We start from the raw sequence: 22,249 nt of genomic DNA, 5'->3' as shown, positions 1-22,249 counted from the left end.
TCGCAAAGGTCTCCATGGCCGGGCGACGTTTATCGGTGTGAGTGGATCACCCACGGGCCGTTAGGATTTCGACCATGGCGGCCACTGGATCCGAGAAGCAGGGGGCGACGGCGTACTACGTCTCGACCCCCATTTACTACGTCAACGACGCTCCTCACCTGGGCCACGCCTACACGACCGTCGCAGGCGACGTGCTCTCCCGCTGGCACCGCCAGCGCGGCGAGAAGGTGTGGTACCTCACCGGCACGGACGAGCACGGTCAGAAGATCATGCGCACTGCCGAGGCGAACAACGTCACCCCGCAGGAGTGGTGCGACAAGCTCGTCGAGGAGGCCTGGAAGCCCCTCTGGGAGCACCTGAACATCGCGAACGACGACTTCATCCGTACGACGGAGAAGCGGCACACCGACCGGGTGCAGGAGTTCGTGCAGGACCTGTACGACAAGGGCGAGATCTACAAGGGCGGGTACGAAGGCCCGTACTGCGTGGGCTGCGAGGAGTACAAGCTCCCCGGCGACCTCATCGAGGCGGAGGACGGCACGAAGCTGTGCGCCGTCCACAAGAAGCCGGTGGAGATCCTCAAGGAGGAGAACTATTTCTTCAAGCTGAGCGAGTACGGCCCGAAGCTGCTGGAGTTCTACGCGAACAACCCCGGCTTCATCCAGCCCGAGTCGGCCCGCAACGAGGTCGTGAACTTCGTCCGGCAGGGCCTGCAGGATCTGTCGATCTCGCGCTCCACGTTCGACTGGGGTGTCCCGGTGCCGTGGGACGAGAAGCACGTCATCTACGTGTGGGTCGACGCGCTGCTCAACTACGCGACGGCGGTCGGCTACGGCGCCAACCAGGAGAAGTTCGACGGGACGTTCCCGGCCAATGTGCACCTGATCGGCAAGGACATCCTCCGCTTCCACTCGGTCATCTGGCCCGCGATGCTGATGGCGCAGGGTCTGCCGCTGCCCGGCAGGGTCGTGGCCAACGGCTGGCTGATGGTCGGCGGCGAGAAGATGTCGAAGTCGAACCTGACCGGCATCAAGCCGCAGGACCTGACCTCGCACTTCGGTGTGGACGCGTACCGCTGGTACTTCCTGCGGGCGATCGCGTACGGCAGCGACGGCTCGTTCTCCTGGGAGGACTTCACCGCCCGCTACACCTCCGAGCTCGCCAACGACTACGGCAACCTCGCCTCGCGCGTCGCCGCCATGGTCGGCAAGTACTTCGGCGGGGCGCTCCCGGAGGCCACGGCCGCCGGTGAGGCCGAGAAGGCCGTCCAGGAGGGGTTGGCGAAGGCTGTCTCGACGGCCGACCGGAAGATCGGCGAGGAGCTGGACTTCCAGGCCGGCATCCTGGCGATCTTCGACTTCGTGAAGCAGGTCAACGGCTACATCACGGAGCAGGAGCCCTGGAAGGTCGCCAAGGACGAGTCCCCCGAGGGCCGGGCCCGCCTCGCGACGATCCTCTACACGGCCGCCGAGGCACTGCGCGGTGTCGCGGTCCTGCTGAACGCGGTGATGCCGGAGACCTCGCAGAAGCTGTGGGAGTCCCTCGGCGCCGAGGCGTCCCTGGGCGCTCTGCCCGACCAGCTCGTGCAGGACGCGGGCAACTGGGGTCAGCTGCCGACCGGCGCGACGGTGACGAAGGGTGCGGTGCTGTTCCCGCGCCTGGAGGAGAAGCCCGCGTAGTTCTCGCGACGCAGAAGAGGGGCCCGGACCGGTGACGGACGCTGTTGGTCAGCGTCCGGTGGCGGTGCGGGCCCCTCGCGTATGCGGGCTCCTCGGGTGCCTGAGGTCATCAGCGGGCCAGGGCCGCAGCGTCACCCATGACGACCACCGGCACCTTTGCCGGGTCGAGGGCGCGCAGCAGTTCCCTCATCCGGTCCTTGGGGAGCGAGATGCAGCCCTGGGTCGGTCCGCCGTGGTCGACATGGAGCCAGATGCCGCCACCCCGCTCCTCGCCGAGCGGACGGGTCGGGTCCAGCGGGGAGGCGCCGGGGATGCGGTTGTAGTCGATGGCGATGACGTAGTCGAAGGACCCCTCCAGGGAGTCCCCGCGGAACCCTTCGCCGCTGATGTTGAAGAGCGGGTTCTGCTCGTACGGGAACGCGGTGCCCGGGGCGGCGCGCCGACCGCCTGCGGCCGTCAGCCCGTAGACCCCGATGGGGGTCCGGAGGTCACCCGCCCGGTGCTCGTCGGTCCAGCCCTTCAGGGCGTTGTGGGCGGGCCACGGGCCCAGGGCCGGCTGCCAGCCCGCCATGGCGTCCTCACGTGTGTAGAGGACGGCGGTGGCCAGACTGGAGTCGGGTGAGTCCCCGGTGACGACCAGCGCCTGCAGGGAATCGGCCGGGATCGCCGCCCTGATCCCCGCGCCCAGCGACCGGATCCCGCGAGGACGCGTGGGGGCGGCCGGTCCACGGGCGGCGGCGGCCGGGCCCGCCGCACCGGAGGTACCGGCGGGCCCGGGGGCGTGGGAGCCTCCGCTGGGGACAGCGGAGGGTGCGGTGCCTGAGGCACCGCACCCGGTCAGCACGAGGAACAGTGCGGCGCAGACGGCGTACGGCGGACGTCTGGACCTGCGACGTGACACGCGTTCGGGCACGAGGGCTCTCCTAGGAGTCGGTGTCGAAGGCGGCGGAGGCGAGTCCCCGCGCCAAGTCCCCGAGCCAGTCTTTGCCGACTCCACTCCCGACTAATCAGACAAAGCGGCCATCCGGTCGCATCCGATCAGGTTCTCTCTGTCGCTGCGGGCGTGTCCCGCTGTTCAGCTGCCGACGCGCAGGCACGGAAAGGCCCGGGACCGTGCCCTGTCGAGCCGGTTCCGGGTCCTTCCACTCCGCGGAGGACCGGAGGGTCGAAGGTCCGTGCCGTCGTGCGTCTCGTCCGGGTCCACGGCGAGCTGTGCGTTGCTGCGCAGGACGGTCGACCAGGGGCAGAGCGTGAAACAGCCCCGGCCGGCGGCCGGGGGCTGTTTCACGTGGAACGGAAGCGGACCTCGCTGGTCCGGGACCGGTCTACTTCTCGGTCTTGTCCTTCGCCGCCGCGACCGGCTTGCGCAGCTGGATGTTCAGCTCACGCAGACGGCCCTCGTCGAGCTGGGTGGGCGCGCCCATCATCAGGTCCTGCGCGTTGCCGTTGAGCGGGAAGGCGATCGTCTCGCGGATGTTCGGCTCGTCGGCCAGCAGCATCACGATGCGGTCGACGCCGGGGGCGATGCCACCGTGCGGCGGGGCGCCGAGACGGAACGCGCGGAGCATGCCCGCGAACTCCTGCTCGACGGTCTCGCGGTCGTAACCGGCGATCTCGAACGCCTTGAGCATCAGCTCGGGCTCGTGGTTACGGATGGCGCCGGAGGACAGCTCGATGCCGTTGCAGACGATGTCGTACTGCCAGGCGAGGATGGACAGCGGGTCCTTCGTCTCCAGGTCCTCCAGGCCGCCCTGGGGCATCGAGAAGGGGTTGTGCGAGAAGTCGATCCTGCCGGTCTCCTCGTCCTTCTCGTACATCGGGAAGTCGACGATCCAGCAGAACCGGAAGACGCCCTCCTCGAAATGGCCGGCGCGCTTGGCGGCCTCGACCCGGACGGCCGACATGATCTTGGAGACCTCGTCGAACTCACCGGCGCCGAAGAAGACGGCGTGGCCCGGGACGAGCGACAGACGCTCGGTGAGCGTCTTGATGTCCGCCTCGGTGAGGAACTTGGCGATCGGACCGGCGAGGGTGCCGTCCTCGCCGACGCGGACCCAGGCGAGACCCTTGGCGCCGTGCTCGACGGCGTACTCACCCAGACCGTCGAAGAACTTACGGGACTGGCCCGCGGTGTCCGGCACCGGAAGGGCGCGGACGTGCTTGCCGGCGAACGCCTTGAACTCCGAGTCCGCGAAGACATCGGAGATGTCGACGAGCTCCAGCTTGGCGCGCAGGTCCGGCTTGTCGTTGCCGTACTTCAGCATCGACTCGCGGAACGGGATCCGCGGGAACGGCGACGTGACGTGGCGGCCGTTGCCGAACTCCTCGAAGAGCTCGGTCATCAGCTTCTCGATCGGCCGGAAGACGTCCTCCTGCTCGACGAACGACATCTCGACGTCGAGCTGGTAGAACTCGCCGGGGGAGCGGTCGGCGCGGGCGTCCTCGTCGCGGAAGCACGGCGCGATCTGGAAGTAGCGGTCGAAGCCGGAGATCATCAGCAGCTGCTTGAACTGCTGCGGAGCCTGCGGCAGCGCGTAGAACTTGCCGGGGTTCAGCCGGGACGGGACGACGAAGTCACGGGCGCCCTCGGGGGAGGTCGCGGTGAGGATCGGGGTCGCCATCTCGTTGAAACCGAGGGTCACCATCTTCGAGCGGATCGAGGCGATGACGGCGGAGCGCAGCATGATGTTGCGGTGCATGCGCTCGCGGCGCAGGTCGAGGAAGCGGTACTCCAGGCGCCGCTCCTCGTTGACCCCGTCCTCGGTGTTGATCGTGAAGGGCAGCGGGGCGGCCTCGCCGAGCACCTCGACCTCGGCGACCTCGATCTCGATCTCGCCGGTCGGGAGCTCCGCGTTGACGTTGTCGGCGCCGCGCGCGGAGACCTTGCCGTCGATCCGGACGACGGTCTCCTTGGTGAGCTTCGACAGGGCTTCGTTGCCGGGCGTGCCGGGGCGGGCGACGAGCTGCACCAGACCGTAGTGGTCGCGCAGATCGATGAAGAGGATGCCGCCCAGGTCTCGACGATTGTGCAGCCAGCCGCTCAGCCGGACGTCGGTGCCGACGTCAGAGGCGCGGAGCTCGCCGCAGGTGTGGGACCTGTACCGATGCATCGTCGTTCATCCAGTCTTCGCAGTTTGGTGGATTCAGCCTCCCCAGGCTACCGCCCACGACCGCACCACTTCATTGCCATAACTCCAGGCAAGATCATCCGGCGTGGCCGGGGCGCTCCGCGGTAGCCCGCCGGCGGCCGTCCTGGCCGCGACGGCGACCGGCCTGTGGCGCCGGGGCAACGGAGCCGGGACCGTCACGCTCGATGCGGAGGCGGCCCGGCTGCTGGAGCTGCCCGCCGAAGCCGGTGAATTCCGGGAGGCCGCGGTGCGCGCGTTTCCATCCGGTCGACTGGAACGAGATCTACGGGGTGGTGAACCTCGCGGTCGTCGAGGGCACCCTGGCCGAGCCACGGCTGCGGATCGTGGACGACCGCGGGCGGGTGCTCCGTACCGTACGCACCCGTTCCGAACCACTGCCGACGAGCGGCGAGGACTACGTGAGGAGTCGCAGGGCGTCAGGAGCCCACTCCCTATCGCGGGGGAGGCCGAAAGGGGTTCCGGGTGCGGCCGGGTGCCGTTCCCGTCCTCAGCCGCCGGAGGGGTCCGGCGGGGCGGACGGGCTCGGTGGGGTGGATGGCGGTTCGTCCCGGGCGTGGCGCGTGCGGAGTTCGCCGAGGACGCCGAACGCCGCCGCGCACGCCGGTACCGCCAGCAGCATGCCCAGCACGCCCGCCACACTCGCGCCCGCAGTCAGCGCGATCATGATCAAGGCCGGGTGCATCTGGACCGTACGGCTCTGGATCACCGGCTGCAGCACGTGCCCCTCCAGCACCTGGACCGCGAGCACCACCCCGAGCGCCCAGAGCGCGATCACGACCCCCCGGTCGACGAGCGCCACCAGAACGGCGACGGCACCCGAGATGAACGCCCCGAGATACGGGATGTACGCGCCGGCGAAGACCAGCGCCCCCAGCCCCACCGCCCCGGGCACCCGCAGGATCAGCAGACCCACGGTGATGCAGGTGGCATCGATCAGCGCGATGAGCGTCGTGCCGCGCATGAAGCCCTCGACCGCTTCGAACGCCCGCCGTCCCATCGCCTCGACCAGGTCACCGGTGCCGCGCGGGGCGACGGAGTGCGCGAGTTTCACGGCCCGGTCGGAGTCGCGCAGGAAGAAGAAGGTGAGCAGCAGGGCGAGAACGCCGGTCGCGATCAGCGAGCCGACCAGGCTGATCCCGGTGAGCAGTCCGCCCGCGGCGCTCGCGCCGAACTTCTCGACGAGCTTCCGCGCGTTGGCGACGAGGTTGTTCACATTGGTGTTCCGAGCAACGCCGAAATGGTCGATGACCCACTGCCCGGCGTCCTTCAGCGACCGGACGATCTGGTCGCCGGTGTCGATGAATGCGGTGACGACGATGTACCCGGCGCCGCCGGCGAACACGACGAGCAGCGCGCAGGTGAGCCCGGCGGCCACCGACCGGTTCACCCCTCGGACGGCCAGCCATCGGTAAACCGGGCCGAGCAGCGCCGTACCGAGCAGCGCGAGCAGCACCGGGGTGACGGCCGTCTTGAGGGTGACGCACAGCCAGATGGCGACCGCGGCAACACCGGTGACCAGCAGAAGTACGGCGCACCAGGCAGCTGTTCGCCGCGCGATGTCGGGCAGGAGGGGTTTCCGGGTATCCACCCTCCCACCCGATCACGGTGCGGGAGCCATGTCCCGCTTGTACGACCGAACGGGTGACGGGCCGTCAGACCGACCCGTCACGCGGGTCACTCACCCATGCCGTGGACTGCGGGCACGGTGCCGAGGCGGCCGGCCTGGAAGTCCTCGAAGGCCTGCTTCAGTTCGGCCTGGCTGTTCATGACGAACGGCCCGTAGTGCGCCATCGGCTCCCGGATGGGGCGGCCGCCGAGCAGGACGACCTCCAGGTCCGGGGTGTGGCCGTCCTGCTTCTCGTCCGCGCGGACGGTCAGCGAGGAGCCGGTGCCGAAGACGGCGGTCTGCCCCATGTGGACGGGACGGCGCTCCTGGCCGACCGTGCCGCGACCGGCCAGCACGTACGCGAGTCCGTTGAAGTCCTCGCGCCACGGCAGGGTCACGTCGGCGCCGGGGCGCACGGTGGCGTGGATCATCGTGATCGGGGTGTGGGTGACCCCCGGACCCTCGTGCCCGTCGAGCTCACCGGCGATGACGCGGAGCAGCGCGCCGCCGTCCGGGGAGGCGAGGAGCTGGACCTGGCCGCCGCGGATGTCCTGGTAGCGGGGGGCCATCATCTTGTCGGCCTTGGGCAGGTTCACCCAGAGCTGCAGCCCGTGGAAGAGGCCGCCCGACATGACGAGGGACTCCGGCGGCGCCTCGATGTGGAGGAGGCCGGAACCGGCCGTCATCCACTGGGTGTCGCCGTTCTGGATGGTGCCGCCGCCACCGTTGCTGTCCTGGTGGACGAAGGTTCCGTCGATCAGGTACGTCACGGTCTCGAAGCCGCGGTGCGGGTGCCACGGGGTGCCCTTCGGCTCTCCGGGCTGGTACTCCACCTCACCCATCTGATCCATCATGATGAACGGGTCGAGGTACTTGTAGTTGATCCCGGCGAACGCGCGGCGAACCGGGAAGCCTTCGCCCTCGAATCCGCTCGGCGCCGTCGTGACGGCGAGCACGGGACGGGCCGTGGCGTCGCCCGAGGCGGCGACCTTGGGCAGGGTCAGCGGGTTTTCGACGGTCACTGCGGGCATGGGAGCCACCTCCGGGATTGTCCTGAGTTCAATTTAGTTGAACAGTGAACATCCTGCAAGGGCCGCGGCATTCCCGCACCGCCGCAGCCCCTCCCCGGACAACGAGAAGGGGCCCGCACCCGACAGGTACGGACCCCTTCTCGGAGGTCAGGAATCAGACGTCTGCGAAGCAGTGGCACCTGGCGACGTCTGCGAAGCAGTGGCGCCTAGCCGTACATGCGACGCATCGCGAAGTCGACCATCTGCTCCACGGCCTTGGCGTCGAAGACCATGCGGTGCTCGCCCTCCATGTCGAGGACGAAGCCGTAGCCGGTCGGCAGCAGATCGATCACCTCGGCGCCGGTGATCACGAAGTACTTGGACTCCTTCCCCGCGTACAGCCGCAGCTCCTTGAGCGTGGTGAACATGGGGATCACCGGCTGCTGGGTGTTGTGCAGGGCGAGGAAGCCGGGATTGTCGCCGCGCGGGCAGTAGACCTTCGACGACGCGAAGATCTGCTGGAAGTCCTCGGCGGACAGAGAACCCGTGGTGAAGGCCCGTACCGCATCACCGAGGGAGGGAGGCGAGGGCTCGGGATACAGCGGCTGCTCGCCATAGCCGCCACCCATCTGCTGCTGTGCGCCCTGGTTCTGGTCGTAGCCGTACATGCCGCAAAGAGTAATCGGACACATCAGGCCCTTGAGGGGTTGCGTCTTATTACTGGCGGGTAGCATCATCGGTGAGGTCAGCTGATATACGCACCGCCAGCTCGTCGCCCGCCCGGCCCTCACCCCTCCCCGGGGCGCTGTGCGCCACTGCTATTGATTACGGAGCCTTCCCATGGGGCACTACAAGTCGAATCTCCGCGACATCGAGTTCAACCTCTTCGAGGTCCTCGGGCGCGACAAGCTGTACGGCACCGGACCGTTCGCGGAGATGGACGTCGAGACCGCGAAGAGCATCCTCGACGAGGTCAACCGCCTCGCCGAGAACGAGCTCGCCGACTCGTTCGCCGACGCCGACCGCAACCCGCCGGTCTTCGACCCGGAGACCAACACCGCACCGGTCCCGGCCTCCTTCAAGAAGTCCTACCAGGCCTTCATGGACTCCGAGTACTGGCGCCTGGGTCTGCCCGAGGAGATCGGCGGCACCACCTCGCCGCGCTCCCTGATCTGGTCCTACGCGGAGCTGCTCCTCGGCTCGAACCCGGCCGTGTGGATGTACTCCTCCGGCCCGGCGTTCGCCGGAATCCTCTTCGACGAGGGCAACGAGGCGCAGAAGAAGATCGCCGAGATCGCCGTCGAGAGACAATGGGGCTCGACGATGGTGCTGACCGAGCCGGACGCCGGTTCGGACGTCGGCGCCGGCCGCACGAAGGCCGTCGAGCAGGAGGACGGCTCCTGGCACATCGAGGGCGTGAAGCGCTTCATCACCTCGGGCGAGCACGACATGTCCGAGAACATCATTCACTACGTGCTGGCCCGCCCCGAGGGCGCGGGCCCCGGCACGAAGGGCCTGTCGCTCTTCATGGTCCCGAAGTTCCACTTCGACTGGACCACCGGCGAGTTGGGCGAGCGCAACGGCGTGTACGCGACGAACGTCGAGCACAAGATGGGCCTCAAGGCGTCCAACACGTGCGAGATGACGTTCGGCGACCAGCACCCCGCCAAGGGCTGGCTGATCGGCGACAAGCACGACGGCATCCGCCAGATGTTCCGCATCATCGAGTTCGCCCGGATGATGGTCGGCACGAAGGCCATCGCCACCCTCTCGACGGGTTACCTGAACGCGCTGGAGTACGCCAAGGAGCGCGTCCAGGGCACCGACCTGGCGAACTTCATGGACAAGACCGCGCCCAAGGTCACCATCACGCACCACCCCGACGTGCGCCGTTCGCTGATGACGCAGAAGGCGTACGCGGAGGGCATGCGCTCCCTCGTGCTGTACACCGCCTCCGTCCAGGACGCGATCCAGGAGAAGGAGGCCGCGGGCGAGGACGCGAAGGCGCTGCACGGCCTCAACGACCTGCTGCTCCCGATCGTGAAGGGCTACGGCTCCGAGAGGTCGTACGAGCAGCTGGCGCAGTCGCTCCAGACGTTCGGCGGCTCCGGGTACCTCCAGGAGTACCCGATCGAGCAGTACATCCGGGACGCCAAGATCGACACCCTCTACGAGGGCACGACGGCGATCCAGGGCCAGGACTTCTTCTTCCGGAAGATCGTCCGTGACCAGGGTGCCTCGCTCAACGCGCTGTCCGAGGAGATCAAGAAGTTCCTCGCGGGCGCCCAGGGCAACGAGGAGCTGTCCGGCGCGCTGGACGCGCTCGCGAAGGCGGCCGTGGACCTGGAGGCGATCGTCGGCACGATGATCACCGACCTCACCGCGACCGGCGAGGACGTCAAGAACATCTACAAGGTGGGCCTCAACACCACGCGCCTGCTGATGGCCTCCGGCGATGTCGTCGTCGGTTACCTGCTGCTCAAGGGCGCGGCCGTCGCGGCCGAGAAGCTGCCGACCGCCTCCGCGAAGGACGTCGCCTTCTACCGGGGCAAGATCGCCGCCGCGAAGTTCTTCGCCGCGAACGTCCTGCCGGGCGTCTCGGCCGAGCGCGCGCTCGCCGAGGCGGTCGACGGTTCGCTGATGGAGCTGGACGAGGCCGCATTCTAGTCCCCACCCCGCTCACGATCGTCAACACGCGCCGTCACCCGGACACGCTTTCGGGTGGCGGTGCTGTCGTATCAGCTGGGTACGCTGAGTGCACGGCCGAGAATCCCGTCCATGGGAGGAACCATGACCGCCGAGGCACTGCCCGAGGCGTCGCAGCCGCGGCGCGACGATTCCACATGGCCGGTCCCGCCGCCGGACGGCTATACCGTCGACGACCTGTTCACTCTTCACGACCTCCCGCCGCACACAGAGCTGATCGACGGGAGTCTGGTTTTCGTGAGTCCGCAGCGGAAGTTCCACACACTGGCGATGTATCTGCTGGAACAGGGGCTGCGCAGCCACGTTCCAGGGGATCTGCGTGTCCGCCGCGAAATGGCCGTCGTGCTCGGCAAGCGAAACGCCCCGGAACCCGACCTCGTCGTGGTCACGGCCGAAGCGGACGGGGACCAGCGCCAGACCCGCTACCAGGCTGCCGACGTCCTGCTCGCCGTCGAGGTCGTCTCCCCCGACTCCGAGGCCAGGGACCGCGACACCAAGCCGCACAAGTACGCGGGAGCGGGCATCCCGAACTTCTGGCTCGTCGAGATGGCCGAGAACGACCGGCCCGTGGTCTGGACGTATCAGCTGGACCCGGTCAACAAGACGTACGTCTCCACCGGCGTCCACCACGACCGGCTCAAGCTCTCCGCCCCGTACGACATCGACATCGACCTGACCGCCATCGACAAGCTGTAGACCGGGTCTCCCCAACGGCCCCTGTCCTCCTCTCTGTGATCGGGCATCCGGTAGCCGGAGGGGACGGGTTCATCCATGACTTCTGGACCGTCGCCTACCAGGACGAGAGGGCCGTGGACGCCGCGTACAACGCCCTGGCCGAGTGGTACGGCGGGGACAGGGCCGGCCAGAACGGCGAGAAGCCCTCGGCGGCGCTGCCCGGACGCCCCGCGGGCCGCCCGCCCGCGGGGCGACGGTGAACCGTCCCGGTCCGGCCTCGTTACAGTGAAGAACATGAGTTCTCCCCTCCGCTTCGACCGCGGTCACACCGACGATCTGATGGCCTTCCTGATGGCCTCCCCCTCCCCGTACCACGCCGTGGCCACCGCCGCGGCGCGGCTGGAGAAGGCCGGCTTCCGGCAGGTCGAGGAGACCGCGGCCTGGGACGCTTCCACCGGTGGGAAGTACGTGCTGCGCGGCGGGGCGATCGTCGCGTGGTACGTGCCGGAGGGCGCCGGGGCGCACACCCCGTTCCGGATCGTCGGGGCGCACACCGACTCGCCGAACCTGCGGGTGAAGCCGCTGCCCGACACGGGGTCGTACGGCTGGCGGCAGATCGCCGTCGAGGTCTACGGCGGGACGCTGCTCAACACCTGGCTGGACCGGGACCTCGGTCTCGCGGGCCGGATCAGCCTGCGCGACGGCACGCACCGGCTGGTCAACATCGACCGACCGCTGCTGCGCGTGCCTCAGCTGGCCGTGCATCTGGACCGGTCGGCCAACACCGACGGCCTCAAGCTCGACCGGCAGAAGCACATGCAGCCGATCTGGGGGCTCGGGGACGTCGAGGAGGGCGGCCTGATCCGGTTCGTCGCCGCGGAGGCGGGCGTCGCCGCCGACGACGTGACCGGCTGGGACCTGATGCCGCATCCGGTGGAGCGGCCGTCGTACCTGGGCCGGGACCGTGAACTGGTGGCCGGGCCGCGGATGGACAACCTGCTCTCCGTGCACGCGGCGACCGCCGCGCTCGCCACCGTCGCCGGACAGCCGGACGAGGAACTTCCGTACATCCCGGTGCTGGCCGCGTTCGACCACGAGGAGAACGGTTCGCAGTCCGACACCGGCGCGGACGGCCCGCTGCTCGGCACGGTACTGGAGCGCTCCGTCTTCGCCCGCGGCGGTACGTACGAGGACCGTGCCCGGGCGTTCGCGGGGACCGTCTGCCTCTCCTCCGACACCGGTCACGCGATCCACCCCAACTACGGGGAGCGCCACGACCCGACGCACCACCCGGTCGCGAACGGCGGGCCGATCCTCAAGGTCAACGTCAACATGCGGTACGCGACGGACGGCAGCGGCCGGGCCGTGTTCGCGGCGGCGTGCGAGAAGGCGGGCGTGCCGTGGCAGACGTTCGTCTCCAACAACTCGATGCCGTGCGGCACGACGATCGGCCCGATCACCGCGGCCCGGCACGGCATCCAGACCGTGGACATCGGCGTCGCGATCCTGTCGATGCACAGTGCGCGTGAGCTGTGCGGCGCGGACGACCCGTATCTGCTGGCGAACGCGCTGGCCGCCTTCCTGGCGGGCTGAGCAGGTCGTTTTCCGGGCAGGTCCGACTCCGGACAGGTCCGATTGCGGGCAGGCCTCTTCCGTCGGGGCCTGCCCGTTCCGCGTCGGCCGGGCCGGTTCGGGCGCGCGGCAGCGAGGGCATCGCCGTCGACCCGGCGAAGTGGGCGACCGGCTACTGGACGTACGAGCTGCGCAACGGCGCAGACGACTTCTGAGCCCGCCGGCCCATCAGGCCTGCTCGTCCATTCCGGCGAGCACCAGCGGCAGCCGCGGCGTTCCCTGCGCACTCACGCGGACGGGGACGCCCCAGTCCTGCTGGTGGACGTGGCAGGCCGGGTACTCGTTCTCCGGGTCGTCGTCGCAGGACGCCGCCATCGCGGACACATGCAGGACCCCTTCGGTGACGCCGTCGGCCAGGACCAGGTCGCGGAAAAGATCGGTGCCGGGCCCCGCACCCTCCGCCAGCAGCTCGGGCGGGGCCGACGAGACCAGCAGCCGGGTCGAGGGACCGTACCGGGTGTCCAGCTTCTGCCCGGCGGGCGCCTGGAAGACCACGTCGAGCCGGAGCGTGCCGGGGGAGATCTCGGTGGCCGCGCGCTGGGTGCGGTGCGCCTGGCCGGCGACGCGTACGGCTTCCTCGGGCAGTCGCAGCCGGGTCAGCCGGTGCCGGGCGGATTCGACGACGACGAGATCACCGTCGGCCAGCACGGCGTCGCTGGGCTCGCGCAGATCCGTGGCCAGGGTGGTGACCTCACCACTCGCGGGGTCGTAGCGCCGCAGCGCGTGGTTGTACGTGTCGCAGACGGCGACGGACCCGTCCGGCAGCGCGGTGACGCCCAGCGGGTGCTGGAACAGCGCCTGGCCGGCGGCGCCGTCGCGGTGGCCGAAGTCGAAGAGTCCGGTGCCGACGGCGGTGTGCACGGTCCCGTCCCGGTCCACGTACCGCAGCGCGGACGTCTCCGAGTCGGCGACCCAGAGCCGGTCGCCGTCGGCCGAGGCGGCAAGCCCGGACGGCTGGGCGAACCAGGCCTCGTCGGCCGGACCGTCGACCAGTCCTTCGTTGGTCGTACCCGCGGCGACCTGCACGGCTGCGGAGTCGGGGTCGTACGACCACAGCTGGTGCACGCCCGCCATGGCGATCCACAGCCGGTCGGCGAACCAGGCGACGTCCCACGGGGAGGAGAGGTCGACCTCGAGCGCCGGGCCGGTCGTCGGAGAGCCCTGCCACCACTGGCGGCCGGTGCCGGCGAGGGTCGTCGTCACCCCGGTCATGAGGTCGAGGGCGCGGATGGCGTGATTGACGGTGTCGGCGACCGCGATCCGGCCGTCGGGCAGCACGGCGAGCCCCTGCGGCTCGCTGAACCGCACCTCATCGGGTCCGCCGTCCGCGAACCCGCGGTCCCCGGTGCCGAAGTGGCGGCGCACCGTTTCGCCGTCGGGGTCGAGCTCGACGAGGCGGTGCCGGGTGGTGTCGGAGACCAGGAAGCCGCCGTCGGCCAGCAGCAGGGCCTTGCCGGGGAAGCGCAGATGCGTGGCGACAGGCTCGGGCGCCACGTACGGGCCGTCGCCGCGGCGCAGCGTGCCCTTCTCGGCGTGCTCGGCCTCCAGCTCCTCGACGAGCTTCTCGATGGCGTGCGCATGGCCCTCGCCGGCGTGCTGGGCGACGACATAGCCCTCGGGGTCGATGACGACGAGCGTCGGCCAGGCCCGTACGGCGTACTGCTTCCAGGTGGCGAGCTCGGGGTCGTCGAGGACGGGGTGGTGGACCTCGTACCGCTCGACGGCATCGACGACGGCCTGGTGCTCGGCCTCGTGGACGAACTTCGGCGAGTGCACACCGATGATCACCACGGTGTCGCGGTGCTTCTCCTCCAGCTCGCGCAGCTCATCGAGGACATGCAGACAGTTCACACAGCAAAATGTCCAAAAATCCAGAATGACAACGCGCCCTCGCAGGTCAGCAAGGGTGTACTGGTGGTCACCGGTATTGAGCCAGCCGCCCTTGCCGACCAGCTCGGGGGCCCTGACGCGCGCACGTGTTGCCATGTGAACAGTCAACATCACCGCAGCGCCTCCGCATTCCGGAGGGTCTCCGGCCTTTTTGAGCTCCCGCGCGTCCCGGGGAGTCTCACGTATCCCGGGGCGTCACCAGGGGAACCTGTCAGCCATGAGATTCCTGGTGCGTGAGCGACTGTTCGCTGTCGGCGACGACTACTGGATCGAGGACGCGGACGGGCGCAAGGTCTTCCTCGTCGACGGCAAGGCGATGCGGGTGCGCGACACCTTCGAACTGAAGGACGCGCAGGGCCGGATCCTGGTCGAGATCCGGCAGAAGCTGCTCAGTCTGCGCGACACGATGCTCATCGAGCGCGACGGCGAGCAGCTCGCCAGGGTCAAGCGGAAGCGGCTCTCGCTGCTGCGCAACCATTACCGGGTGACGCTGGTCGACGGCACCGAGCTCGATGTCAGCGGCAAGATCCTGGACCGCGAGTTCGCCATCGACTACGACGGCGAACTCCTGGCCCAGATCTCACGGCGTTGGCTGACCGTACGGGACACGTACGGCATCGATGTCGTACGGGAGGACGCCGACGCGGCACTGCTCATCGCCGTATCGGTGTGCGTCGTCGTGCTCGCGGACAAGGAGCGCGACGGCTGACCGGGACGTTTCACGTGAAACCGGGCCCCGCCCGACGATGGGGCGAGGCTCGGTCCGGCGGATACGCCGGCGGGTGCCCGACGGTGGTGCGAAGTCCGGTCCGACCGATGCGTCAGCAGCCGCTCGACGGCGGGACGAGACCCAGCCGTCGGTCCTTGAGCGCCGGGAACTGCTCCCGCGTGGTGGCGACCTTCGCCGGGTCGAACTCCACGGTGAGCACCTCCTCGTCCGCGCCCGCCTCGGCGAGCACCTCGCCCCACGGGTCGACGGCGATGCTGTGTCCGGCCTGCTGGACCCCGGCGTGGGTGCCGGCGGTGCCGACGGCCAGGACATACGCCTGGTTCTCCACGGCACGCGCCTGGGCGAGCAGAGTCCAGTGGGCGCGGCGCCGCTCCGGCCAGCCCGCCGGGACGACGAGCGTCTGCGCACCGGCGTCGACGAGGCCGCGGAACAGTTCGGGGAAGCGCAGGTCGTAGCAGGTGGCGAGGCCGAGCGTGGTCTGCGGCAGGGCGACCGTGACCAGGTCCTCGCCGGCGCCCATCATCACCGCCTCGCCCTTGTCGAAGCCGAAGCGGTGGATCTTGCGGTACGCGGCGGCGAGCTCGCCCTCGGGCGTGAAGACCAGCGAGGTGTTGTAGAGCGTGCCGTCGTCGGCGCGCTCCACGAAGGAGCCCGCGTGCAGCCAGACCCCGGCGTCGGCCGCGGCCTTCGCCATCAGGTCGTGGGTGGGTCCCCGGAGCGGTTCCGCCTCGTCGGCGAAGGCGGCGTACGCGAACGCGCCGACCGGCCACAGCTCGGGAAGGACCACCAGATCGGCACCGCGCCGGCCCGCGACCAGGGAAGCGACTCGGTCCCTGCGGGAATTGACGGATTCGTCCGGGTCTACTGCGATCTGGATGAGGGAGGCGCGCACACTACCACCGTCCTGGCATTCGAGCCGTCAACACAGGCCTACGATCGTCACATGAAAGCACTGCCGGGGTGCCTGCTCGCAGCGTAACTTAGCGACCGAACCTCCCACGCAGCCCGCAGCCGCCGCCCGCCGACCGCGCCAGCAGTCCAGCCCATGCACCGCAGAACCGCACGAGGGGTCCCGTGACCGTCCATCCCAGCCTCCAGACCTACGCCGATGCCTGGACCCACTCCATCGAGTCGATAGCCGAGCTGGTGACGCCGCTCGCCGAGGGGGAGTGGAATCGCCGTACACCGTGCCCCGGTTGGTCGGTGCGCGACATCGTCTCGCACATCATCGGTATGGAGTGCGAGCAGCTCGGCGATCCGCGGCCGATCCACTCGCTGCCGCGCGATCTCTACCACGTACAGAACGACTTCACCCGTTACATGGAGATGCAGGTCGATGTACGGCGTCACCACACCGCACCCGAGATGACCTCCGAGCTGGAGTACACGATCATCCGCCGCTCGCGTCAGCTGCGGAACGAGTCGCGTGCCCCGGAGACCATGACCCGCGCGCCGCTCGGCGCCGAGCAGACCCTCGAACTGGCACTGCGGATGCGGGCCTTCGACGTCTGGGTGCACGAGCAGGATCTGCGTACGACGCTGGGCAAGCCCGGCAATCTCGACTCCCCCGGTGCCACCATCACCCGGGACACGCTCCTCGCCGCGCTGCCGAAGGTGGTCGCCAAGGACGCGGGCGCACCGCCGAATTCGGCGGTCGTGCTCGACGTGCACGGGCCGATGGAGTTCCTGCGCACGGTCAGGGTCGACGCGGACGGCCGCGGTTCGGTGGACGGTTCGCCGTCGCTGGGGCCCGTGGTGACGCTGGCGATGGACTGGGAGACGTACGTCCGGCTGGCCTGCGGACGGGTGCGGGCGACGGCGGTCGCGGACCGGATCAAGGTCGAGGGCGACCAGGAGCTGGCGACGGCGATCCTGCGGAACTTCGCCGTCACGCCGTAACGCCACGGTCGGCGGCGCCCGTCTTTGTGAGCAGAAGAGACGGGCGCGCCGCCGGACCGGCTGAGGCAGGCCTCACGCGGGGACGTGCACAGCCTCCACGCGGCTGATCACATGGTGGTTCCGCTCGCGGAGCGTGGCACGGGCGTGCAGCCGCAGGATCTGCACGACCCCGACCGCCTCCAGGACGAAGACCGAGGCGAACGCGATGCGGTAGTTGTCCCCCGTCGCGTCGAGCAGCACACCGACGGCGAACAGTGTCGTCATCGAGGCGATGAAACCGCCCATGTTGACGATCCCCGATGCGGTGCCCTGTCGCTGCGGCGGGTTGGCCGGGCGTGCGAAGTCGAAGCCGATCATCGAGGCGGGTCCGCAGGCGCCGAGCACGGCGCAGAGCGTGATCAGCAGCCACATCGGCGCATGGTCGCCCGGGTACAGGATCGTCGACGCCCACACGACGGCCGTCACCGCGACCGTGCCGAGGGCGAGCGGGGCGCGCGCGACGTGGTGGCGGGCGATGACCTGTCCGTAGACGAGGCCGACGGCCATGTTGGAGAGCACCACCAGGGTGAGCAGCTCCCCGGCGGTGGACCGGCTCAGCCCCTGTGCCTCCACCAGGAACGGCATCCCCCACAGCAGCAGGAACACCATCGCCGGGAACTGTGTGGTGAAGTGCACCCACATCCCGAGCCGGGTGCCGGGCTCCCGCCACGCGGCGGCGATCTGCTTGCGTACGTAGGCGGCGCCCGCGTGTTCGACGGGCGGCGGCTCGTACCCCTCGGGGTGGTCCTTCAGGAAGAGGAGGAGCAGGACGAGGACCACGGCCCCGGCGGCCGCGCTGCCCGCGAACGTGGCGGTCCAGCCGAAGCTGTGCAGGGCGCGGGCGATGAAGAGCGTGGAGACGAGGTTGCCCGCCATGCCGAAGAGCGCGGCGATCTGGCCGATGAGCGGTCCGCGCCGGGCCGGGAACCAGCGGGCGCCGAGCCGCAGCACGCTGATGAACGTCATCGCGTCGCCGCAGCCGAGCAGCGCCCGGGAGGCCAGCGCCATGCCGTACGACGGGGAGAGTGCGAAGCCGAGCTGCCCGACGGTGAACAGGACGGCCCCGAGGGTGAGGACCTTCTTGGTGCCGAGCCGGTCGACCATCAGGCCGACAGGTATCTGCATGCCCGCGTAGACGAGCAGCTGAAGGATGGAGAACGTCGACAGCGCGGAGGCGTTGACGTCGAACCGGTCGGCGGCGTCGAGACCGGCGACCCCGAGGCTCGTACGGAAGATGATGGCGACGAAGTAGACGGCGACGCCGATGCCCCAGACCCGGGCGGCCCGCCGGCCGCCGGGCGGATCACCGGGCAGGGACAGGGTGGGGGCGGCGGCAGAACTCACCGGTCCTCACCCCGGACCAGCACCTTGACCCGGCTGACATGGCGTCGTACGACCTGCGCGGCACCGTCCGCGTCCCCGGCCCTGATGGCCTCGAGCAGTTCGGTGTGCTCGGTGATGTTGGCGGCGATCCTGCCGGGATGCGCCTCCATCACGGCGACGCCCATCCGCAACTGCCGGTCGCGCAGCTGGTCGTAGAGGCGCGACAGGATCTCGTTGCCGGCGTTGCGCACGATCTCGGCGTGGAAGCAGCGGTCCGCGACCGACACGGCGGCCAGGTCGCCGACCGCCACCTGCCGCCGCTGCTCGTCGAGCAGTTCCTCCAGGCGGGCGATCAGCTTCGCCGAGGCGGGCACGGCCTTGCGCGCGGCGAACTCCTCTACGAGCAGCCGGGTCTCCACCACGTCCGCGATCTCCTGCGCGGAGACGGCAAGCACCAGGGCCCCCTTCTTCGGATAGAGCTTGATCAGCCCTTCGACCTCCAGCCGCAGCAAGGCCTCGCGCACGGGCGTACGGGAGACGCCGACGGCGTCCGCGAGGTCGCCCTCGGTGAGGAGCGTGCCCCCCTCGTAACGGCGGTCGAGAACCGCCTGCTTGATGTGGGTGTAGACGCGTTCGGCGGCGGGCGGCTGCTTGGCGCGCGGGTGCGTCACGACAGAGGGTGCGGCAGGCATGCACACAGCATAGATACAACGTGCACGTATGCGGCGGCACCGTCCGGAATCTGGACGGTAAAACCCCGGAAAATACCCGGGGATTCGGCACATCCATTCGGGCGCCTCGTGAGTCTCACCACCGAGCGGCACCGATATGCGGCCGCATTCCAGGGGCATTTGGAGCGTTCAAGTTGAAAATCGGCATTAAGGGCATAAACCGCGTTTCCGCCACTGCCACCGTGGCTCTTACCGCGGGTGCTGTCATCGCGGGCAGCGTCTTCGCCTCCGCGGCGCAGGCTGCCACGCTGCCCGTCCCCACGATCGCCGCCAAGGGCGGCTACGTGATGAACAACGGAACCGCGTCGACCCTCTACACGAAGGCTGCGGACACCCGTCGCTCCACCGGCTCGACCACCAAGATCATGACGGCCAAGGTGGTGCTGGCGCAGACGAACCTCAACCTGGATTCCAAGGTCACGATCCAGAAGGCGTACAGCGACTACATCGTCGCCAAGGGCGCCTCGTCGGCGCACCTGATCGTCGGCGACAAGGTCACCGTCCGCCAGCTCCTCTACGGTCTGATGCTGCCGTCCGGCTGCGACGCCGCGTACGCGCTCGCCGACAAGTTCGGCACCGGCACCACCCGCGCGGCCCGCGTGACGTCGTTCATCGGCAAGATGAACGCCTCCGCCAAGTCGCTCGGTCTGAAGAACACCCACTTCGACTCGTTCGACGGCATAGGGAACGGCTCGAACTACTCGACGCCGCGCGACCTGACGAAGATCGCCAGCAGTGCGATGAAGAACTCCACGTTCCGCGCGGTCGTGAAGACCAAGTCGACCACGCAGAAGGTCACCACGAAGAGCGGTGGCTACCGCTACATGTCGTGGACCAACACCAACACGATGCTCGGCAGCTACAGCGGTGCGATCGGTGTGAAGACCGGTTCCGGCCCGACGGCCGGGTACTGCCTGGTGTTCGCCGCGACCCGGAACGGCAAGACGGTCATCGGCACCGTGCTGGGCTCCACGAGCGCGACCGTCCGGGCCGCGGACATGAAGAAGATCATGGACTACTCCTTCAAGAAGTAGTCCCCCCGCTTCCGGGGGCACGAGGAGGGGTCCGCCGTGCGGTACGACGGGCCCTTTCCTGTACCCGGCCGCGGGTTCTCCCCCGCCATCCGGCCTGAAAGGGCAATACACACATTGACCACCATTCCTCGCGGGCGGCTTCGCAGCGTCGCCGCGCTGTCGGTCGCCGCGACCTCCTGCAGTCTGCTCACCGCCGTGAGTGCCACGCCCGCTGCTGCGGCGACCAGTTGCACCTCGCCGGTCTTCAAGCGGCAGTTCTTCGCGAACACGTCGTTCTCCGGTACGCCGAAGAAGACCGACTGCGACTCGGTCATCAACGAGAACTGGGGCACCGGCGCCCCCGCCTCCGGCCTGCCGAAGGACAACTTCGGTGTCCGCTGGTCCCTGACCCGGGACTTCGGCTCCGGCGGCCCTTTCGCCTTCACCGTGGCGACCCGTGACGGCATTCGCGTGTACGTCGACGGGGTGCGCAAGGTCGACATCTGGAAGAACGTCTCCACCACCCAGAAGAAGACGGTCAACGTCACCGTCCCCGCCGGGAAGCACTCCCTGCGCATCGACTTCGTCAACTGGACGGGCCCGGCCGACGTCAAGTTCGGTTACGCACCGAGGACGTCGGCCACCGTCGACAAGGTCAAGCCGCTCAGCCCGGTCGGCGTGAAGGCGGTCCTCGACAACGCCACGGCGAACGCCAAGGTGACCTGGTCCGCGAACAAGGAGATGGACCTCGCCGGCTACCGCGTCTACCGCCGGCTCAAGGGATCCAGCACGTTCACCCTCGTGAAGACGACCACCGCGACCTCGTACGCGGGGGTCCCGCCCGAGGGCGGGAAGACGTACTACTTCGAGGTCCGCGCCTACGACAAGGCCGGAAACGTCTCCATCGGCAGTGCCGACATACCGCTGACCACTGTCGCCGTCACCCCTCCGGCGGACTTCACCGCGAAGGGCACCGACGCCGGCATCGTGCTGACCTGGAAGCCCGTCCCGGGCGCGGTGCGCTACAACCTGAAGCGCGACGACCAGCACGGTCACGTATCGGTCCGCTCCGTCACCGCCACGGCCTTCACCGACACCACGGTGAAGCGCTCCGAGAAGTGGACCTACCAGGTGGCCGCTGTGGACGGTGCCGGGCGCGCCTCCGCGTACGGCCCCGCCGTCGCGGCGTACCGTCCGGTCGCGGCGCCGCGGGACATCGTCGCGACGCCGGGGATCAGCAGTGCGACCTTCACCTGGACGACCGATCACGCCGTCGACGGCGATGTGTACGACTTCCACGTCTACCGTTCCGAGACGCTCCCCGTGGACACCTCGGCCGCGCCGATCCGCTGCAGCACCACCTGGAAGACGCTCGGCGACGGACGGCTCCAGTACACCTGCACCGACACCTCTCCGGCCGACGGCCTCGCCTACCACTACGTCATCAAGGCCTACGACAGCTCGGGCCGGGAGTCGGCTCCTTCGGCCACGGTCAAGGTCACCACGCTCGCCAGGGACGTGACCCCGCCCGCGCCGGTCACCGGGCTCACCGCCAAGGCCACCGAGTACGGCATCGAGCTGCACTGGAACGCCAACACCGAGCCCGATCTCGAGCGGTACGTGGTGTACCGCGGAGAGCTGATCGACGGCGAGGACGAGCGGGTCTGCTACGGCACCTCGCGCGAGTACCTCGACGCGGCCACCACGTCCTACACCGACGAGCGGCTGCCCGACGGTGAGGAGCGGTGCTACTTCATCGACGTCGAGGACACCTCCGGCAACTCCAGCTTCCGGATGACGCACAGCGCCGAGATCGCTGTCGTCACCGAGCTGGACCTGACACCGTCCGAGGAGACCCCGGACAACGACCTGCTCACGCTCACCGCGACCCGGGGCACCACCGGCGCCTCGGTGGACCTGTCCTGGAACACGGTCGCCGATGCGACGGGCTACCTGGTCGAACGGTGGAACCCGACCGCGGGCGCGTACGAGAAGCTGACCGCCGACCCCGTCACGGAGGTGTCGTACACGGACGCCACCGCCCCGACCGGCACCACCCACTTCTACCGGGTGACCGCCGTGTACGCCGACGGCACCCGGTCGGCGCCCGCCGCGGACTGGGTGATCCTGGCCCCCGCCGGGTGAGCTGACCCGACAGGAAGAAGCG

Annotated in this window: 18 protein-coding genes and 2 pseudogenes; 11 read left to right on the top strand and 9 right to left on the bottom strand. The window is 69.2% G+C overall.

Annotation, left to right across the window (positions count from 1 at the left end; genetic code table 11):
• Positions 1–74 precede the first annotated feature (74 nt).
• Positions 75–1,679, top strand: coding sequence for a methionine--tRNA ligase (gene metG, locus ACGFSA_RS01105; RefSeq protein ID WP_393297811.1), 1,605 nt, complete (start codon positions 75–77; stop codon positions 1,677–1,679).
• Positions 1,680–1,788: 109 nt separating this feature from the next.
• Here the strand turns inward: metG and ACGFSA_RS01100 are convergent, their stop codons facing one another.
• The gene (locus ACGFSA_RS01100; protein ID WP_393297808.1) at positions 1,789–2,592 is read right to left on the bottom strand and encodes a L,D-transpeptidase family protein; all 804 of its coding nucleotides are present in this window, start codon (positions 2,590–2,592) and stop codon (positions 1,789–1,791) included.
• Positions 2,593–3,004: 412 nt separating this feature from the next.
• Positions 3,005–4,789, bottom strand: a complete 1,785-nt coding sequence (gene aspS, locus ACGFSA_RS01095; protein WP_393297804.1) for an aspartate--tRNA ligase — start codon at positions 4,787–4,789, stop codon at positions 3,005–3,007.
• A gap of 103 nt (positions 4,790–4,892) precedes the next feature.
• On the opposite strand from aspS, the pseudogene ACGFSA_RS01090 reads away from it, so the two are divergent.
• Positions 4,893–5,223, top strand: a pseudogene (locus tag ACGFSA_RS01090) (hypothetical protein); the annotation flags it as partial.
• A gap of 92 nt (positions 5,224–5,315) precedes the next feature.
• Here ACGFSA_RS01090 and ACGFSA_RS01085 read toward each other — a convergent pair.
• The 3 genes from ACGFSA_RS01085 to ACGFSA_RS01075 all read right to left on the bottom strand — a co-directional run bounded on the left by ACGFSA_RS01085 (position 5,316) and on the right by ACGFSA_RS01075 (position 8,112).
• Entirely contained in the window at positions 5,316–6,416 is a 1,101-nt protein-coding gene (locus tag ACGFSA_RS01085; protein WP_393297801.1) for an AI-2E family transporter, read from the bottom strand.
• A gap of 86 nt (positions 6,417–6,502) precedes the next feature.
• Positions 6,503–7,465: a pirin family protein gene (locus ACGFSA_RS01080; protein ID WP_393297798.1), complete on the bottom strand. Its 963-nt coding sequence runs from the start codon at positions 7,463–7,465 to the stop codon at positions 6,503–6,505.
• Between the two features lie 206 nt (positions 7,466–7,671).
• The gene (locus ACGFSA_RS01075) at positions 7,672–8,112 is read right to left on the bottom strand and encodes an SseB family protein (RefSeq protein WP_037701899.1); all 441 of its coding nucleotides are present in this window, start codon (positions 8,110–8,112) and stop codon (positions 7,672–7,674) included.
• A gap of 172 nt (positions 8,113–8,284) precedes the next feature.
• Between ACGFSA_RS01075 and ACGFSA_RS01070 the strand changes: the two genes are divergently transcribed.
• From ACGFSA_RS01070 to ACGFSA_RS01050, 5 genes and pseudogenes are all read left to right on the top strand, one after another.
• Complete coding sequence (locus ACGFSA_RS01070) at positions 8,285–10,111, top strand: acyl-CoA dehydrogenase (RefSeq protein ID WP_393297795.1); 1,827 nt, start codon at positions 8,285–8,287, stop codon at positions 10,109–10,111.
• A gap of 111 nt (positions 10,112–10,222) precedes the next feature.
• Positions 10,223–10,846, top strand: coding sequence for a Uma2 family endonuclease (locus ACGFSA_RS01065; RefSeq protein ID WP_393297792.1), 624 nt, complete (start codon positions 10,223–10,225; stop codon positions 10,844–10,846).
• Positions 10,847–10,881: 35 nt separating this feature from the next.
• A complete protein-coding gene (locus ACGFSA_RS01060) occupies positions 10,882–11,085 on the top strand; it encodes a hypothetical protein (protein ID WP_393297789.1) in 204 nt (67 codons plus the stop codon).
• 34 nt (positions 11,086–11,119) lie between these two features.
• Complete coding sequence (locus tag ACGFSA_RS01055; protein WP_393297786.1) at positions 11,120–12,418, top strand: M18 family aminopeptidase; 1,299 nt, start codon at positions 11,120–11,122, stop codon at positions 12,416–12,418.
• 113 nt (positions 12,419–12,531) lie between these two features.
• Positions 12,532–12,612 (top strand): annotated as a pseudogene (locus ACGFSA_RS01050) (DUF4232 domain-containing protein); the annotation flags it as partial.
• 13 nt (positions 12,613–12,625) lie between these two features.
• On the opposite strand, the gene ACGFSA_RS01045 reads toward ACGFSA_RS01050, so the two are convergent.
• On the bottom strand, positions 12,626–14,443 hold the full coding sequence (locus ACGFSA_RS01045) for an NHL domain-containing thioredoxin family protein (protein ID WP_393297783.1): 1,818 nt from the start codon (positions 14,441–14,443) through the stop codon (positions 12,626–12,628).
• Between the two features lie 121 nt (positions 14,444–14,564).
• Between ACGFSA_RS01045 and ACGFSA_RS01040 the strand changes: the two genes are divergently transcribed.
• On the top strand, positions 14,565–15,056 hold the full coding sequence (locus ACGFSA_RS01040; protein WP_393297780.1) for an LURP-one-related/scramblase family protein: 492 nt from the start codon (positions 14,565–14,567) through the stop codon (positions 15,054–15,056).
• Positions 15,057–15,168: 112 nt separating this feature from the next.
• Here the strand turns inward: ACGFSA_RS01040 and ACGFSA_RS01035 are convergent, their stop codons facing one another.
• A complete protein-coding gene (locus ACGFSA_RS01035) occupies positions 15,169–15,969 on the bottom strand; it encodes a carbon-nitrogen family hydrolase (protein ID WP_393297777.1) in 801 nt (266 codons plus the stop codon).
• A gap of 182 nt (positions 15,970–16,151) precedes the next feature.
• On the opposite strand from ACGFSA_RS01035, the gene ACGFSA_RS01030 reads away from it, so the two are divergent.
• Positions 16,152–16,976 carry a maleylpyruvate isomerase family mycothiol-dependent enzyme gene (locus tag ACGFSA_RS01030; protein ID WP_393297774.1) on the top strand — a complete coding sequence of 275 codons (825 nt, stop codon included), beginning with the start codon at positions 16,152–16,154 and terminating at the stop codon, positions 16,974–16,976.
• Positions 16,977–17,048: 72 nt separating this feature from the next.
• Here ACGFSA_RS01030 and ACGFSA_RS01025 read toward each other — a convergent pair whose 3' ends face one another.
• Positions 17,049–18,359: a nitrate/nitrite transporter gene (locus ACGFSA_RS01025; protein WP_393297771.1), complete on the bottom strand. Its 1,311-nt coding sequence runs from the start codon at positions 18,357–18,359 to the stop codon at positions 17,049–17,051.
• Positions 18,356–19,030, bottom strand: coding sequence for a GntR family transcriptional regulator (locus ACGFSA_RS01020; RefSeq protein WP_393297768.1), 675 nt, complete (start codon positions 19,028–19,030; stop codon positions 18,356–18,358). The genes ACGFSA_RS01025 and ACGFSA_RS01020 overlap by 4 nt, the downstream gene beginning before the upstream one ends.
• A 173-nt stretch (positions 19,031–19,203) precedes the next feature.
• Between ACGFSA_RS01020 and ACGFSA_RS01015 the strand changes: the two genes are divergently transcribed.
• Together ACGFSA_RS01015 and ACGFSA_RS01010 are read left to right on the top strand one after the other, a co-directional pair.
• Positions 19,204–20,103 (top strand): D-alanyl-D-alanine carboxypeptidase family protein, encoded by a 900-nt coding sequence (locus tag ACGFSA_RS01015; protein ID WP_393297766.1) that lies wholly within the window; start codon positions 19,204–19,206, stop codon positions 20,101–20,103.
• 114 nt (positions 20,104–20,217) lie between these two features.
• A complete protein-coding gene (locus ACGFSA_RS01010) occupies positions 20,218–22,227 on the top strand; it encodes a PA14 domain-containing protein (protein WP_393297763.1) in 2,010 nt (669 codons plus the stop codon).
• Positions 22,228–22,249 lie beyond the last annotated feature (22 nt).

It is taken from the genome of Streptomyces sp. NPDC048496 (assembly GCF_043200055.1).
Classification (GTDB): Bacteria; Actinomycetota; Actinomycetes; order Streptomycetales; family Streptomycetaceae; genus Streptomyces.
The sequence above is the reverse complement of the archived record's forward strand: the minus strand, read 5'-3'. Positions and strand labels throughout refer to the sequence as shown.

What these genes read in the sequence shown, in the direction of transcription:
- ACGFSA_RS01070 (WP_393297795.1), top strand. Translation starts at nt 8,285, where the DNA reads ATGGGGCACTACAAGTCGAATCTCCGCGACATCGAGTTCAACCTCTTC.
- aspS (WP_393297804.1), bottom strand. Translation starts at nt 4,789, where the DNA reads ATGCATCGGTACAGGTCCCACACCTGCGGCGAGCTCCGCGCCTCTGAC.
- ACGFSA_RS01075 (WP_037701899.1), bottom strand. Translation starts at nt 8,112, where the DNA reads ATGTACGGCTACGACCAGAACCAGGGCGCACAGCAGCAGATGGGTGGC.
- ACGFSA_RS01040 (WP_393297780.1), top strand. Translation starts at nt 14,565, where the DNA reads ATGAGATTCCTGGTGCGTGAGCGACTGTTCGCTGTCGGCGACGACTAC.
- ACGFSA_RS01020 (WP_393297768.1), bottom strand. Translation starts at nt 19,030, where the DNA reads ATGCCTGCCGCACCCTCTGTCGTGACGCACCCGCGCGCCAAGCAGCCG.
- ACGFSA_RS01080 (WP_393297798.1), bottom strand. Translation starts at nt 7,465, where the DNA reads ATGCCCGCAGTGACCGTCGAAAACCCGCTGACCCTGCCCAAGGTCGCC.
- ACGFSA_RS01045 (WP_393297783.1), bottom strand. Translation starts at nt 14,443, where the DNA reads ATGGCAACACGTGCGCGCGTCAGGGCCCCCGAGCTGGTCGGCAAGGGC.
- ACGFSA_RS01065 (WP_393297792.1), top strand. Translation starts at nt 10,223, where the DNA reads ATGGGAGGAACCATGACCGCCGAGGCACTGCCCGAGGCGTCGCAGCCG.
- metG (WP_393297811.1), top strand. Translation starts at nt 75, where the DNA reads ATGGCGGCCACTGGATCCGAGAAGCAGGGGGCGACGGCGTACTACGTC.
- ACGFSA_RS01055 (WP_393297786.1), top strand. Translation starts at nt 11,120, where the DNA reads ATGAGTTCTCCCCTCCGCTTCGACCGCGGTCACACCGACGATCTGATG.